This window comes from Amycolatopsis sp. NPDC058340 (assembly GCF_042723975.1).
GTDB lineage: Bacteria > Actinomycetota > Actinomycetes > Mycobacteriales > Pseudonocardiaceae > Amycolatopsis.
This window is the reverse complement of sequence record NZ_JBHXIB010000004.1, coordinates 285,797-299,985: the sequence shown is the minus strand read 5'-3', so window position 1 is coordinate 299,985 and position 14,189 is coordinate 285,797. Positions and strand designations below refer to the sequence as shown.

The 14,189-nt window shown below is 67.8% G+C and carries 11 protein-coding genes; 6 read left to right on the top strand and 5 right to left on the bottom strand.

The window, feature by feature from the left end:
• Window positions 1–115: 115 nt before the first annotated feature.
• From abc-f to ACFWIW_RS08010, 5 genes are all read right to left on the bottom strand, one after another.
• On the bottom strand, window positions 116–1,735 hold the full coding sequence (abc-f, locus tag ACFWIW_RS08030; RefSeq protein ID WP_378367744.1) for a ribosomal protection-like ABC-F family protein: 1,620 nt from the start codon (window positions 1,733–1,735) through the stop codon (window positions 116–118).
• A gap of 390 nt (window positions 1,736–2,125) precedes the next feature.
• On the bottom strand, window positions 2,126–3,529 hold the full coding sequence (locus tag ACFWIW_RS08025; RefSeq protein ID WP_378367791.1) for a GH1 family beta-glucosidase: 1,404 nt from the start codon (window positions 3,527–3,529) through the stop codon (window positions 2,126–2,128).
• Window positions 3,530–3,531: 2 nt separating this feature from the next.
• Window positions 3,532–4,389 carry a carbohydrate ABC transporter permease gene (locus tag ACFWIW_RS08020; RefSeq protein WP_378367743.1) on the bottom strand — a complete coding sequence of 286 codons (858 nt, stop codon included), beginning with the start codon at window positions 4,387–4,389 and terminating at the stop codon, window positions 3,532–3,534.
• Complete coding sequence (locus tag ACFWIW_RS08015; protein WP_378367742.1) at window positions 4,386–5,366, bottom strand: carbohydrate ABC transporter permease; 981 nt, start codon at window positions 5,364–5,366, stop codon at window positions 4,386–4,388. The genes ACFWIW_RS08020 and ACFWIW_RS08015 overlap by 4 nt, the downstream gene beginning before the upstream one ends.
• A 3-nt stretch (window positions 5,367–5,369) precedes the next feature.
• The gene (locus ACFWIW_RS08010; protein ID WP_378367741.1) at window positions 5,370–6,671 is read right to left on the bottom strand and encodes an extracellular solute-binding protein; all 1,302 of its coding nucleotides are present in this window, start codon (window positions 6,669–6,671) and stop codon (window positions 5,370–5,372) included.
• 183 nt (window positions 6,672–6,854) lie between these two features.
• On the opposite strand from ACFWIW_RS08010, the gene ACFWIW_RS08005 reads away from it, so the two are divergent.
• The 6 genes from ACFWIW_RS08005 to yjfF all read left to right on the top strand — a co-directional run bounded on the left by ACFWIW_RS08005 (window position 6,855) and on the right by yjfF (window position 14,138).
• A complete protein-coding gene (locus ACFWIW_RS08005) occupies window positions 6,855–7,901 on the top strand; it encodes a LacI family DNA-binding transcriptional regulator (protein ID WP_240598219.1) in 1,047 nt (348 codons plus the stop codon).
• A 632-nt stretch (window positions 7,902–8,533) separates the two neighbouring features.
• Entirely contained in the window at window positions 8,534–9,547 is a 1,014-nt protein-coding gene (locus ACFWIW_RS08000) for a LacI family DNA-binding transcriptional regulator (RefSeq protein WP_378367740.1), read from the top strand.
• Window positions 9,548–9,627: 80 nt separating this feature from the next.
• Entirely contained in the window at window positions 9,628–10,599 is a 972-nt protein-coding gene (locus ACFWIW_RS07995) for an ABC transporter substrate-binding protein (RefSeq protein WP_378367739.1), read from the top strand.
• A 22-nt stretch (window positions 10,600–10,621) separates the two neighbouring features.
• Window positions 10,622–12,124, top strand: coding sequence for a sugar ABC transporter ATP-binding protein (locus tag ACFWIW_RS07990; protein WP_378367790.1), 1,503 nt, complete (start codon window positions 10,622–10,624; stop codon window positions 12,122–12,124).
• Window positions 12,121–13,158 carry an ABC transporter permease gene (locus tag ACFWIW_RS07985; RefSeq protein ID WP_378367738.1) on the top strand — a complete coding sequence of 346 codons (1,038 nt, stop codon included), beginning with the start codon at window positions 12,121–12,123 and terminating at the stop codon, window positions 13,156–13,158. The genes ACFWIW_RS07990 and ACFWIW_RS07985 overlap by 4 nt, the downstream gene beginning before the upstream one ends.
• On the top strand, window positions 13,155–14,138 hold the full coding sequence (gene yjfF / locus ACFWIW_RS07980) for a galactofuranose ABC transporter, permease protein YjfF (protein WP_378367737.1): 984 nt from the start codon (window positions 13,155–13,157) through the stop codon (window positions 14,136–14,138). Before ACFWIW_RS07985 ends, yjfF begins: the two co-directional genes overlap by 4 nt.
• Window positions 14,139–14,189: the final 51 nt, after the last annotated feature.

Below are 14,189 nucleotides of genomic sequence, written 5' to 3'. Positions count from 1 at the left end.
ACTCCACGTGGCGATCACGCGATGAAAGCGCCCCGCAGTTAGTCGACTAAATGCGAAACAAAAGCCTCGTGAGTGGTAAGGACGGTTCTAACCGTCCTTACCACTCACGAGGCGATCAGGACTCCACAAGGGCCCCGTCGGCCAACCGCACCCGCCGATCCACCTTGATCTCCTTCAGGAACCGCTCATCGTGGCTCACCACCACGAAAGCCCCCTGATAGGCGCCCAGCGCGCTCTCCAGCTGCCCGACGCTGACCAGGTCCAGATTGTTGGTCGGCTCGTCCAGCAGGAGCAGTTGCGGCGCGGGTTCGGCGAACAGGACGCAGGCCAGCGTGGCTCGCAGACGCTCTCCGCCGGAGAGCACGCCGACGGGAAGCTGGCTTCGCGCGCCTCGGAACAGGAAGCGGGCGAGGAGGGTCATTCGCTGCGATTCGGGCAGGCTCGGGGCGAACGTGGCGAAGTTCTCGGCGATGGTCCGATCGAGGTCCAGGAGGTCGAGTCGCTGGGAGAGGTACGCGATCCGGCCCTCCGCCCGCTTCAGCACGCCGCTGTCCGGCGTGAGGTCGCCGTTGAGCACTCGCAGGAGCGTCGACTTCCCCGTGCCGTTCCCGCCGGTCAGCGCGATCCGTTCGGGGCCGCGGATCGTCAGGTCGACGCCGTCGCCCGCGAAGACGTTCCGGCCGCCGTAGCGGACCTGGATGTGCTCGCCGTGGAACATCGTGCGCCCGGCGGGCACGTTGGTGCCCGGCAGGATCAGCGCGATCTTGTGATCGTCGCGAAGGGAGCGTTCGGCCTCGTCGAGGCGGTTCTTCGCCTCGCTGACACGGGCCGCGTGCGTCTCGTTCGCCTTGCCCGCGGACTCCTGGGCGTTGCGTTTCATGGTGCCGGCGAAGATCTTCGGCAGACCGGCGTTGCCGAGGTTGCGGGCCGCGTTGCCCGCGCGCCGCGCCGCCCGCTCGCGCGCCTGCTGCATCTCCCGCTTCTCGCGTTTGACCTCTTGCTCGGCGCTGCGGACGTTGCGTTCGGCGACCTCCTGTTCGGCCTTGACCGCCGCTTCGTACTGGGTGAAGTTCCCGCCGTGGTACCGGAGATCGCCGCGGTCGAGTTCGGCGATCCGGTCCATCCGGTCGAGCAGTTCCCGGTCGTGACTCACCAGCAGCAGACAGCCGGACCAGTCCTCGAGCACGCCGTAGAGCTTGCGGCGGGCGTCGAGGTCGAGGTTGTTGGTCGGTTCGTCCAGCAGCAGGATGTCCGGCCGTTTCAGCAACTGGGCGGCCAGTCCGAGGGAGATGATCTGCCCGCCGCTCAACGTCCGCAGGCTCCGGTCCAGCGCGATGCCGTCGAGGCCGAGCCGGTCGAGCTGTGCGCGAGTGCGCTCCTCGATGTCCCAGTCGTTCCCGATGGCGGTGAAATGCTCGTCGCTCGCGTCACCCGACTCGATGGCGCTCAGCGCCGCGAGCTGCGGTGCGATTCCCAGCACCTCGGCGACGGTCAGCTCGGCGGTGAGCGGCAGCGACTGCGGCAGATAGCCGAGAACCCCCTGGGTGGAGACGGTCCCGGACACCGGCCGCAGCTCGCCGGCGATCAGTTTGAGCAGCGTGCTCTTGCCCGCCCCGTTCGGCGCGACCAGGCCGGTGCGGCCTCCGGGCACGGTGAAGGACAGGTCGTCGAAGACCGGGGTGTCGTCCGGCCAGGCGAACGACAGGGCGGACACGACGACGAAGGCGTCTGACATGGAAATGACCTCGTGAAAGACAGCGGGCGCCTCAGGGCTGCGACCGCGATGGACGTGGCTTGAAAGGGGACGACAAAGTGGCCACGTCGGCGTCAGCGCCGGTGGCCTGCCAACTCCGGCTCACCCGGAGATGTCGTCTTCACCTGCCACGTCTGGTCTCCCTGCTCGTCGATCGGTCCGCCCCACGATAACAAGACCTGCCGGGACACGGCCACCGCAATACCGTCGGTGTGGCGGTGATCCGATACGGCTTCCGCATGGCCGATGTTCTCGGTACGACGTTTTCGTGACTGGGGAATTCCGTCGAAACGTCAAAGCCCGATTCCGAAGACGAATCCGTCAGACAAGGGGTCGTTCGGGACGGGAGACGTCCTGAACGACCCCTTGCCGTCAGCTCAGCCCGTTGAGCCCGATCGTCCGGGAGTACCAGAGCGCACTTTGCTTCGGCGTCCGCTGTTGGGTCGCGTAGTCGACGTGCACGAGGCCGAACCGCTTGGCGTACCCCTCGGCCCACTCGAAGTTGTCGAGCAGCGACCAGTAGAAGTAGCCGCGCAGATCGACACCCGCCTCGATGGCGTCGTACGCGGCCCGCAGATGCGAGTCGAGGAAGGCGATCCGGTCGGTGTCCGCGATGTCCCCGCCGATCAGCGCGTCGGGATACGAAGCGCCGTTTTCGGTGATGTACAACGGGATCGGCCGATAGTCGCGGTGGACCTGCAGCAGGCATTCGGTGAGCCGCGATGGCTGGACCTCCCAGCCCGAGTCGGTACGCGGCGCCGCCTCGTCGGGGACGAAATGGACGTCGGGGGAGCCGAGCCAGTCGGCGCCAGCCGGTTCGCTGCCGGGGAGGGGAGTGCCCGCGACCTGGTAGCCGCGGTAGTAGTTGATGCCCAGCCAGTCGATCGGCGCGGCGATGGTCGCGAGGTCACCGTCCCGTACCAGTTCACCGATGCCGAGCGGAGCCAGGTCGGCCAGGAGGTCCTCGGGGTAGGAGCCACGAAGCATCGGGTCCAGGAACAGCCGGTTCTGCAGGCCGTCGATCCGGCGCGCGGCCTCGGCGTCCACAGTGGACGAGGGGTCGACCGCCGACACCGGATACAGGTTCAGCGTCACCCCCGACGACGCGGCCGGCGCATACCCCCGCAGGACGTCCATCGCGAGCCCGTGCCCCAGCAGCAGATGGTGCGCGGCCGCGACGGCGGCGCGGGGCTCCTGCCTGCCGGGCGCGTGGATCCCGCGCGCGTAGCCCAGCATCGCGGCGCACCACGGCTCGTTCAGGGTGGACCAGCGCGGCACACGGTCGCCCAGGCGCGCGACGACGGTTTCCGCGTACTCGGCGAACCGGAATGCGGTCTCGCGTGCCGCCCAGCCGCCCTCGTCTTCCAGTGACTGGGGGAGATCCCAGTGATACAGCGTCGCCCAGGGCTCCACCCCGGCTTCGAGCAGCTTGTCCACGAGCCGGTCGTAGAACGCGAGCCCTTGTGGATTCGGGGCGCCGCCGTCGGGCCGGATCCGCGGCCACGACAGGGAGAACCGGTACGCGCCGAGCCCGAGCCGCCGCATCAGGTCGACGTCTTCGGCATAGCGCCGGTAATGATCGGCGCCCGGTTCGCCGGTGTCGCCGCCGACGACGGCGCCGGGACGGCGGGCGAAGACGTCCCAGATCGAGTCGGTCCGGCCGTCGGCGGTCGTCGCCCCTTCGACCTGGAAGGCGGCGGTGGCGGCGCCCCACACGAATCCGGGCGGGAACAGCAGCGCGGTCTTCGCCCGGACACTGTCGGGATGAGCGGACATGGTCACCCTTTCACGGCACCTTGCATGATCCCGGCCACGATCTGACGGCCGAGAAGGAGGAAGACGATGAGGATCGGGATGGTGGCCAGGGTGGTTCCGGCCAGCACCAGCGAATAGTCGACGTAGTAGCCGCTCTGCAGCTTCTCCAGAGCCAGCTGGACGGTGGGGTTGCCGGCGTCCAGCACCACGAGCGGCCAGAGGAAGTCGTTCCACGACGTCATGAACGTGAACATCGCCAGGATCGCCGCGGCCGGGCGGACCGCGGGCAGGCAGACGTTCCAGAAGATCCGGATCATGCTGCAGCCGTCGACGCGCGCCGCCTCGATCAGTTCGTACGGCACCGCGTCCAGCGTGTACTGCCGCATCCAGAAGACACCGAAAGCGGTCACCAGATTCGGCACGATCACCGACTGCAGCCCGCCCGCCCAGCCGAATTCCGACATGGCCATGAACAGCGGGATGATGCCGAGCTGGGTCGGCACGGCGAGGGTGATGACGATGAACACGAACAGCCCGTTCCGGCCGCGGAACCGCAGTTTGGCGAACGCGAACCCGGCGAGCGCCGAGAACAGCACCGTGGTGAGGGTGACCGTGCCGGACACGATCAGGCTGTTCGCGAGCGCCTTCCAGAACGGCACCGTGTCGAACACCCTCGCCGCGTTGGCGAAGAAGTTCCCGCCGGGCAGGAAGGGCGGCACCCGTTCGGTGAGCATCCCGCTGTCCCGGCTGGCGACCAGGAACGACCAGTAGAACGGGAAGAGCGAGCCGAGCACGAAGATCGTGAGCACGACGTAGGTCGCCCGGCGAGGTTTGCCCAGCGCCGAAACGCCGCGCTTGAGTCCACTGTGGAGCACGGTCATTTCTTCTTCACCGCCGTGAGCCTGCCGGTGAGGAAGAAGTTCACCAGCGCGATCAGCACGATGATCACGAACAGCACCCACGCGATCGCCGAGGCATAGCCGAGTTCGTAGTTCTCGAAGGCCGTTTGGTACAGGTAGAGCGTCACGGTCTGGAACTGGTTGGACGAGCCGCCGTTGTTCGAGCCCGGCAACGCGTCGAACAGCTTGGGCTCGGTGAAGATCTGCAGGCCGCCGATCGTCGAGGTGATCGTGACGAAGATCAGCGTCGGCTTCAGCAGGGGCAGCGTGATGCTGAAGAATCGGCGTACGGTGCCCGCGCCGTCGATGAGGGCGGCTTCGTGTAGTTCCTTCGGGATGGCCTGCATCGCCGCCAGCACGATCAGCGCGTTGTACCCGGTCCAGCGCCAGTTCACCATGATCGCGATCGCGACATGGCTGCTGAACCGGTCGGCCTGCCAGTCGACCGGATCCAGCCCGATCGTCTGCAGCAGGCCGTTGACCAGCCCGTACTTCGGCCCGAACAGGTTCGCGAAGATGATGCCGAGCGCCACCAGGCTGGCGGCGTAGGGGAGCAGGACGCCGACACGCCAGCCGGTCGCCCCGCGGATCCTGGCGCTGAGCAGCGCCGCGAGGAGCACCGCGATGATCAGCTGCGGAACACTGGAGAGCAGGAAGATGCTGACGGTGTTCTCGAGCGCGTTCCAGAACTGCGTGTCGGCGAACAGTTCCTTGAAGTTGTCCAGCCCGATGAAGGCCGGATCGTCGTCGCCCGCCTCCCAGCTGAACAACGACACATACGCCGTGTAGAGCAGCGGGAACAACCCGACGATCCCGAACACCACGAAGAACGGGGCGATGTAGAGGTACGGCGAGACCTTGACGTCCCACCGGCTCAGCCGATGACGGAGGGTGGGCCGAGGCGGCGTGCGCGCCCCGGCCTTCTCCTTGTCCGGCGCGATCTTGTCGACGACGGTCATCGGTCAGCGCGTGATCTTCTTCGCGGCGTCGACCAGTTGCGTCCAGCCGTCGGCCGCGGACTTGCCCTGTTCGACCGCCTGCAGTGCCGGGCTCGACGCGTTCTCCTGGATCTGGCCGTCGCCGGGGCCCTTGTACTGCGGCTTCGCGACCTTCTTGGCCTGCTCGGCGAACAGCTGCCCGATCTTGGCGCCACCGAAGTAGGCGTCGGTCTCGCTCAGCAGCGCCTGGTCCTCCAGCGCCTTGACCTGGCTGGGGAAGGTGCCCTTCGCCTTGAACGCCTTGATCTGCTGCTCCGGCGCGGTCAGCCAGGCGGCGAGTTCTGCCGCCTCCTTCGGGTGCTTCGACTGCGTGGGCACGGTCAGGTACGAGCCGCCCCAGTTCCCGCCGCCACCGGGGAAGGCCGCGGTGACCGCCCATTTGCCCGCGTTGTCCGGTCCGGAGTGTTCTTCGATCACGCCGAGCATCCACGCGGGGCACACCTTCGTGGCGAATGCGCCCTGCTTGAAGCCGGAGTTCCACTCGTTGCTGAACGCGGTCAGCTTGGCCGACTGTCCTTTCGCGACGGCACCGGTGACCTTGGTCCAGGCGTCCTTGATGCCCTGGTTGGTCTCCACCGCGAGCTTGTCGTCGCTGCCGATGTAGCCGGTGGGGAGCTGGTTGACCATGGCGTTGAAGTTCTGCGCGGCCGAGTCGAACCACGCCTTCCCGCCCGACTTGGCGACGTACTGGTCACCGGCGGCGAAGTAGCTGTCCCAGGTCGCGAACAGCGGTTTCACCGCTTCGGGGTCCGACGGCAGGCCCGCGGCTTCGAGCATGTCCTTGCGGTAGCACATGGCCAGCGGGCCGATGTCCGTCCCGTAGCCGATGACCTTGCCGTCCTTGGTCTTCGCCGCGTCGTACTTCCAGCCGAGCCAGCGGTCGGGGGACGCCTCCGGCGGGCCGATCTTGGTCAGGTCGTTGAACTTCGAGCCCTTGTCGAGGACGTTCGACAGGTGCCCTTCCTCGACGGCGGTGACGTCGGCTAGCCCGGAACCGGCGGCCAGTTTCGTGATCAGGTCCTGGTGGTACGGCCCGCCCTGACCGGTCTTGCGGTGGGTGATCTTGATGTTCGGATGCAGCCGTTCGTACTCGGGGATCAGCTCCTCGTAGCCGAACTCGGTGAACGTCGCCAGTGACAGTTCGACCTTCGCGTTCGGGTCGGACGCGGCGGGCGCCCCGCCGTCGTCACCGCCGCACGCCGCCAGTCCGAACGCCGTCATCGTGATACCCAGTGCCAGCACCAGGCCGTTCCGGATGCTTCTCACGTCTTTGTGTCCCTTGCTGATGGGGGTGGAGAGAAAATGGGAGCGCTCCCAGGATGGGCCGAGTCTGTCGCCAAGGTATTGCCGTGTCAAGAGCTTGTAATGAGAGCGTTTCCATCAGGGGAGCGCTCTCAGTGCCGCCGCCCGCCGAGCACTAAGCTGTCGGTGTCCGGATGGAGCTGAAGAGTGAAGGTGGCGCGGGTGGGGCCTCGACCAGGGGAAGACGGCAGGCCGACGCTGGAGGACGTCGCCGCGTCCGCCGGGGTCAGCCGGTCGACGGCGTCCCGGGCGCTGAACGACGACGGCTACGTCAGCGCGCGCTCCCGCGAGAAGGTCCAGGCCGCGGCCCGCGAACTCGGGTACTCCCCGAACCAGGCGGCGAGGTCCCTGGTCACGAAGCGGACCGGTGCCGTCGCGGTCGTCCTGTCGGAGCCGGAGGCTCGGCTGCTCGACGACCCGTACCGCACCGCGGTCATGCGCGCGGGCTATCGCGAACTCGCCGACATCGGCTGTCAGATGGTCTTGATCTTCAGCGACACCCGCGAGGACCTCGACCGCACGGTCCGGTTCCTGGACGGCGGACACGTGGACGGCGTGCTGGTGTTCGCGCCGCATCGCACCGACCCGCTGCCCAAGGCGTTGCGGCAGCTGAGGATCCCGGTGGTGTACGGCGGTCAGGCGGCCGGGCTCAAACGCGGTGTCCACGTCGTCGACTTCGACAACGAGGGTGGCGCGAAGCTCGCCGTCGCGCATCTGGTCGAGGCTGGCCACCGGCGGATCGCCACGATCGCGGGCCCGCAGGACCAGAGCGCGGCGATCGACCGGCTCTCCGGCTGGCGCAAGACCCTCCTGGACGCCGGGCTCGACCCGGCGGACCTGATGGAGGAAGGCGACTTCACCCTGACCGGCGGGGCGAAGGCGATGTCGAACCTGCTCGCGCGGCGCCCCGACCTCGACGCCGTCTTCGTGGCCAGCGACATGATGGCCCTCGGCGCGCTCCGCACACTGCATTCCGCCGGACGGCGGATCCCCTCGGATGTCGCGGTCGTCAGCTTCGACGACAACGCGACCCTCGCGCCGGAGATGGACCCGCCGCTGACGTCGGTCCACCAGGACCCGAGGGAACAGGTCCACGCGATGGTGGAGACCCTGCTCGCGGTGATGGACGACCGGGATCTCAAGCCCCGCCAGCGGATCTTGCCGGTCTCGCTCACCCATCGCGCCTCCAGCTGAACCGGGGGTGGTTCTAGCGAGGAGTGAGTCAAATGTGGCGCGTTGTCTTTGGTGTCCACAGTGGTCACTCTTCGGGCAGCATACGTCTGCTTTGCGCCGGTAAGTCCGGTTTCGCGGGTGGTCGTGAGTGGTAAAGAGGGTTAGAACGACCATCGCCACTCACGACCCCCGGGCAATACTGCGCAAAGTGACCAAATCGAACGCGTCGATCTCGAAAATGGTCTTTCTGGACAGCCTGAGGGGTGTACCAGGCCTCGGTGGCGAGCCCGCTCGCACCGCCGACTCCATCTTGTGCGGAGCCGGCCGTTTCGCGTGACCCGACGGACGACACGCGTGACCCGACGGACGACACGTGTGACCCGGCGGACGACACGTGTGACCCGGCGGACGACACGCGTGACTGGTTGGACGGCATGGCGAGTCGACCCTCCGGGCACATGTGTCGTCCGTCGGGTCACGCGTGTCGTCCACCCGCGCGCGGCGGTAGGCGCCGAAGGCGTCCTTGGTACGCGAACCATGGCTCAAGGAACCGGTCCGTGACCCGACTGTGACTCGGTGAGCGCTTGACCCGGCTCGTGTTATCGCTAACACTTGCGGCACTCGTCACACGTACCGGGATTGGGAGACAGCCGATGGCACGCGAAAGCACCGAGAGCAAGCAGGCCAGTCTCACCGACGTGGCCGCGCTCGCGGGTGTTTCGCATATGACGGTCTCGCGGGTCATCAACGGCACCGGCCCGGTCCGCGCCGAGACGCGGGTCCGGGTCAACGCGGCGATCGAGCAGCTGGACTACCGGCCGAACTCGGTCGCCCGCGCGCTGGTCACCGGTCGCTCGGGCACGCTCGGCGTGGTCGCCCTGGAGGCGAACCTCTACGGTCCGGCCAGCACCTTGAGTGGCATCGAGCACGCCGCCCGGGAGGCGGGCTACGCGACGACCATAACCAGCATCAGCCGCCCGGGCCGGTCGTCCATCACCGACGCGGTGGAGCGCCTGCGGCGCCAAGCCGTCGAGGGCATCGTCGTGATCGCGCCGCACGTCACCGCCGCTCGCGCGCTGGAGGCGGCGCCCAGCGACGTGCCGCTCGTCGCGGTCGGCGGCGGCGAGAAGGCGCCGGTCCCGGTGATCTCGGTCGACCAGTACGACGGCGCGCGCCGCGCCACCGAGCACCTTCTCGGCCTCGGGCACGAGACCGTCTGGCACGTGGCCGGTCCCGAAGACTGGCTGGAGGCGCTGGACCGCGAACGTGGCTGGCGCGAGACCCTGGAACGGCACGGCGTGCGGATCCCGCCGGTCATCCGCGGTGACTGGAGCGCGCGTTCCGGGTACGCGGCCGGGCGATCCCTCGTCGGTGAAAAGGGCCTGGACGCGGTGTTCGTGGCCAACGACCAGATGGCCCTCGGTTTCCTTCGCGCCTGCACCGAGGCCGGGGTGAACGTGCCGGGGGAGATGCGGATCGTCGGCTTCGACGACGTTCCCGAGGCGGCGTACTACACGCCGCCGCTGACGACGGTGCGCCAGGACTTCGTCGAAGTCGGCAGGCGCACGTTCGACCTGCTCCGCCGCCGGATGAACGGCGGTGAGGACCGAGACCGCGACCTGGTGGTCCCCGAACTGATCGTGCGGGAGAGCACCGGTCTTTCGTAGCACCGAGAGCCGCTCCTCATGGCTCGAAGGCGCAAGTGTTAACGCTAACTCAATTGATCAGTGCGGATCTAGGAGTCGATGTGGCAAGAAAACCGTGGACGGCGATCGTGGCCGGAGTGGCCGGGCTGCTCCTGCTCTCCGCGTGCGGCGGTGGCGGCGGGACGGGTGGCGGCGGCGCCCTCACCCTCGGCTTCGCCCAGGTGGGCGCGGAAAGCGGCTGGCGTACGGCGAACACGAAGTCGATCCAGGAATCCGCGAAGGCGGCCGGGATCGAGCTGAAGTTCTCCGACGCGCAGCAGAAGCAGGAGAACCAGATCGCCGCGATCCGGTCCTACATCCAGCAGAAGGTCAAGGTGATCGCCTTCTCGCCGGTCGTGGAATCCGGGTGGGACACCGTGCTCAAGGAGGCGAAGACGGCGAACATCCCGGTGATCCTCACCGACCGGGCCGTCGACTCGGCGGACAAGTCGCTGTACAAGACCTTCCTCGGCTCGGACTTCGTCGCCGAGGGCAGGAAGGCGGGCGAGTGGCTGGCCAAGGAGTTCGGCTCCGCGGCCGGCGACGTCAGCATCGTGGAACTGCAGGGCACCACCGGTTCCGCGCCGGCGAACGACCGCAAGAAGGGCTTCGCCGACGTCATCGCGTCGAACCCGAAGTTCAAGGTCGTCGCGTCGCAGACCGGTGAGTTCACCCGCGCGAAGGGCAAGGAGGTCATGGAGGCCTTCCTGAAGTCCCAGCCCAAGATCGACGTGCTGTACGCGCACAACGACGACATGGCCCTCGGCGCCATCGAAGCGATAGAGGCGGCGGGCAAGGTGCCCGGCAAGGACATCAAGATCGTCTCGGTCGACGGCGTCCGCGACGCGCTGCAGGCGCTGGCCGACGGCAAGATCAACCACGTCGTCGAATGCAACCCGCTGCTCGGCCCGCAGCTGATGGATCTGGTGAAGAAGGTCGCCGCCGGGGAGCAGGTGCCCCCGCGGATCGAGACCACCGAGACCGAATTCGACCAGGCAGCCGCCAAGGCCGCGCTGCCGCAACGCCAGTACTGAGCCGATGACGGAATCCCCTGCGATGCTGCGGATGAGCCATATCCGGAAGGAATTCCCCGGCGTGGTCGCCCTCGACGACGTCTCCTTCCGGATGTTCCCCGGCGAAGTGCACGCCCTGATGGGTGAGAACGGCGCCGGCAAGTCCACCCTGATCAAGGTGCTCACCGGCGTGTACGGGGTGGACGCGGGCACCATCGAGCTCGACGGCGCCCGGGTCGCGTTCAGCGGCCCGGGCGAGGCACAGCGCTCCGGCGTGAGCACCGTCTACCAGGAAGTGAACCTCTGCCCGAATCTGTCGGTGGCGGAGAACATCTGCCTCGGCAAGGAGCCGCGGCGGCGAGGCCGTATCGACTGGCGCGAGACGCGCCGCCGGGCGGCCGCGCTGCTGGCCAGGCTGGACGTCGAGGTGGACGTTTCGGCGGAGCTGGGCAGCTGCTCGATCGCGGTGCAGCAACTGGTCGCGATCGCCAGGGCGCTCGACATCGAGGCGCGGGTGCTCGTGCTCGACGAACCGACGTCCAGTCTGGACGCGGGCGAGGTCGAGCAGCTGCTGAACGTGGTGCGTTCGCTGCGGGACCAGGGGATGGCGATCCTGTTCGTCTCCCATTTCATCGAGCAGGTCTTCGCCGTCGCGGACCGGATGACGGTGCTGCGCAACGGGAAGCTGATCGGGGAGTACCGCACCGAGGAGATCACCCCGGTCGACCTGGTGACCAGGATGATCGGCAAGGAACTCGCGGCGCTCGAAGACATCGAGGACGCCGGACACAGCCGGTCGGACGTCGCCGGGGCGCCCGTCTTCCTCGAAGCGGGCGACGTCGGCCGCAAGGGCGGTGTCGCACCGTTCTCGCTCGACATCCGGGCGGGTGAGGTCGTCGGCCTCGCCGGACTGCTCGGTTCGGGCCGCACCGAACTGGCACGGCTGCTCTTCGGCGCCGATCACGCGGACAGCGGTTCCGTGCGGATCGACGGCGAGCCGGTGGCACTGAAGACACCGCGGACGGGGCTCGACCACCGCATCGCGTTCTGCTCGGAGAACCGCAAGACCGAAGGCCTCGTCGAGGAACTCACCGTGCGCGAGAACATCGTGCTCGCCTTGCAGGCCTCGCGCGGCTGGGCACGGCCGATCCCGCGGCGGCGGCAGGACGAGATCGCCGAGCGCTACATCGAAATGCTGGACATCCGGCCGGCCAACGCGGAAGCGAAGGTCGGTGACCTGAGCGGCGGCAACCAGCAGAAGGTGCTGCTCGCGAGGTGGCTCATCACCGAACCGCGGCTGCTGATCCTCGACGAGCCGACACGCGGGATCGACATCGGTGCCAAGACGGAGATCCAGCGGCTGGTCGCCCGGCTTTCGAGCGAGGGGATGGCCGTCGTGTTCATCTCCGCCGAGCTCGAGGAAGTGCTCCGGCTGAGTCACCGGGTCGTCGTACTGCGCGACCGCGCGGTGGTCGCCGTACTGGACAACGAATCGCTGACCGCGGACCAGGTGATGGCGACGATGGCCGAAGGAGTCGCACGATGACCAAGCATCGGTTGTTCTGGCCGGTCGTCGCGCTGCTGGCGTTGCTGCTCGGCGACCTCATCGCCCATCCGGCGTTCTTCGCGATCGAATTCCGCGACGGGCATCTCTACGGGAACCTCATCGACATCCTCAAGAACGGCGCCCCGCTGATCCTCATCGCGATCGGTATGACCCTGGTGGTGGCGACGCGGGGAATCGACCTCTCCGTCGGCGCGGTCGTGGCGATCAGCGGCGCGCTCGCCTGTCTGCACCTCAGCGGGCTCGGCGACCAGAACAGTGTCGGCGGGACGCTCGCGGCGGTCGGGATGGCGTTGGGCCTCGCCCTCGTGCTGGGCTTGTGGAACGGCTGGCTCGTCGCGGTACTCGGTATCCAGCCGATCATCGCGACGCTGATCCTGATGGTCGCCGGCCGCGGTATCGCGCAGCTGATCACCGGCGGCCAGATCATCACCGTCAACTCGCATCCGTACGAATGGATCGGGAGCGGGTTCACCTTCGGCCTGCCGAGCGCGATCCTCATCGCGCTGGCGGTGTTCGCCATCGCCGCCGTGCTGGTCCGCCGGTCGGCGCTGGGGCTGCTGGTCGAATCGGTGGGCGGAAACCCGGAGGCGGGCAGGCTCGCCGGACTCAGGTCGGCTCGGCTGATCTGGCTCACCTACGTCTTCTGCGCGCTGTGCGCCGGTATCGCCGGGCTGATGATCAGCGCGAACGTGCACAGCGCCGACGGCAACAACGCCGGGCAGTTCATCGAACTCGACGCGATCCTCGCCGTCGTCATCGGCGGGACGCAGCTGACCGGTGGCCGGTTCTCGCTCACCGGCTCGGTGATCGGCGCGCTGCTCATCCAGACGTTGACGACCACCGTGTACGCGCTCGGCATCGCGCCGCAGGCGATCATGCTGTTCAAGGCCGTGGTCGTGCTGGCGGTCTGCCTGCTGCAGTCGCCGGTGTTCCGGAGGAAGCTCGCCCGGCGGCGGAAAACGGCCCCGCCGTCACCCGCCGTCCGGCCGGAGAAGGTGGAGGCCGGGGTATGACGACACTCGACCGCATCAAGGGTTATCGGCCCCGGCAGCGGCATCTGCCGATCCTGGCGACGATGGCGATGCTCATCGGCGCGTACGTCTACGGCGCTTCGAGCTATACGGCGTTCGGCTCCGGGCAGGTCGTGCTCGACCTGTTCATCAACAACGCGTTCCTGCTGGTCGTCGCCGTCGGGATGACGTTCGTGATCCTCACCGGCGGGATCGACCTGTCGGTGGGGTCGGTGGTGGCGCTGTCCACCGTGGTCTCCGCCGATCTGCTGCAGAACCAGGGCTGGCCGGTGCTCGCGGTGATCCCCGCGGTGCTCGCGATCGGCGCGGCGCTCGGTTTCGGGATGGGCGTGCTGATCCAGGTGTTCGAGATCCAGCCGTTCATCGCCACCCTGATCGGGATGTTCTTCGCCAGGGGGCTCTGCTACACGATCAGCACCCAGGCGTACTCGATCGACGATCCGACGGTCGCGAGCCTCGCGCAGACGCAGATCCCGCTCGGCGGGGAGCTGCACATCTCGATCGGCGTGGTCGTCGCGCTCGTGGTGGTCGCCGCCGCCGCGTATGTCCTGTACGGGACCCGGTTCGGCCGGACGGTGTACGCGATCGGCGGGAACCCGAAGTCCGCGCTGCTGATGGGCCTGAACGTCGGCCGCACGCGGATCACCGTCTACACGCTCAGCGGGTTCTGCTCGGCGCTCGGCGGGCTGCTGCTGGTGCTGTACAAATCCTCCGGCGATCCGCTCAACGGCGTCGGGCTGGAACTCACCGCGATCGCGGCCGTCGTCATCGGTGGCACGCTGCTCACCGGCGGCTCCGGCTACGTCCTCGGGACGGTGCTCGGGATCATGGTGCTGGGCATCATCCAGACCCTGATCACCTTCGACGGCACGCTGAACTCCTGGTGGACCTCGATCATCACCGGTGCGCTGCTGTTCGCCTTCATCGTGCTGCAACGCCTTGTCGGAAGACGCGTGACGTAACACGGGACACGCGTGATTGGAGCCGTAACACGCGTGATCGTGGTTCTCGGC

Bases quoted from the DNA above. Each gene is read 5' to 3' on its own strand.
- abc-f (WP_378367744.1), bottom strand. From the start codon at position 1,735: ATGTCAGACGCCTTCGTCGTCGTGTCCGCCCTGTCGTTCGCCTGGCCG.
- ACFWIW_RS08025 (WP_378367791.1), bottom strand. From the start codon at position 3,529: ATGTCCGCTCATCCCGACAGTGTCCGGGCGAAGACCGCGCTGCTGTTC.
- ACFWIW_RS08020 (WP_378367743.1), bottom strand. From the start codon at position 4,389: ATGACCGTGCTCCACAGTGGACTCAAGCGCGGCGTTTCGGCGCTGGGC.
- ACFWIW_RS08015 (WP_378367742.1), bottom strand. From the start codon at position 5,366: ATGACCGTCGTCGACAAGATCGCGCCGGACAAGGAGAAGGCCGGGGCG.
- ACFWIW_RS08000 (WP_378367740.1), top strand. From the start codon at position 8,534: ATGGCACGCGAAAGCACCGAGAGCAAGCAGGCCAGTCTCACCGACGTG.
- ACFWIW_RS07990 (WP_378367790.1), top strand. From the start codon at position 10,622: ATGCTGCGGATGAGCCATATCCGGAAGGAATTCCCCGGCGTGGTCGCC.
- ACFWIW_RS07985 (WP_378367738.1), top strand. From the start codon at position 12,121: ATGACCAAGCATCGGTTGTTCTGGCCGGTCGTCGCGCTGCTGGCGTTG.
- yjfF (WP_378367737.1), top strand. From the start codon at position 13,155: ATGACGACACTCGACCGCATCAAGGGTTATCGGCCCCGGCAGCGGCAT.